This window comes from Sutterella massiliensis (genome assembly GCF_016899755.1).
Classification (GTDB): Bacteria; Pseudomonadota; Gammaproteobacteria; order Burkholderiales; family Burkholderiaceae_F; genus Sutterella; species Sutterella massiliensis.
Window position 1 is genome coordinate 1 of sequence record NZ_JACJJC010000271.1, and the last position, 475, is coordinate 475.

A 475-nucleotide genomic window follows, 5' to 3' on the forward strand; every position below is an offset into this window, starting at 1 on the left:
GCCATCTCTTTAGGAGGAAGGCCCGGTCCGAAGGCAGCGTTCGGAGCGTACCAAGAACACAACGACTTATCGAGCCGCCACCCTGCAGTAGTGAGGGCATTCAACCCGAAGGCCTCAACAAAACGTTCTGCCGACATCAGATCGACGAAGCCGATCTCGTAGTCGTTCCAGTATTTGGGATCTCCAACAGCCAGTCCGGGCGAGTAGACCACCTGCAGCAGATTTCCGTCTTCGTCAAAGCGAGAATGACGTGCCCAGCCAAAGGAGGCAACGGTTGTAAAGCCGACGTTCACAGATGCGTAGTCTCTCGTCTCAGAGACCTGCCTCAACGTCATCATCTTCGGCGTTTTATCAGCAGGGAAGGGCACTTCAAAGCGCTTGAAGCGTACGCGGCGAATGCCGACATTTTGCTGTTCGGAGCGTACAGCCAAATCCGGATACCATTGAAAGACGTGCCGCCGGAACTCCTCTCGGA

General features: G+C 55.4%; 1 protein-coding gene. It reads right to left on the reverse strand.

Going from position 1 to position 475, the window contains the following annotated elements:
- Positions 1–475: hypothetical protein (locus H6A60_RS12515; RefSeq protein WP_205105134.1), on the reverse strand; the 475-nt coding region annotated here is incomplete at both ends.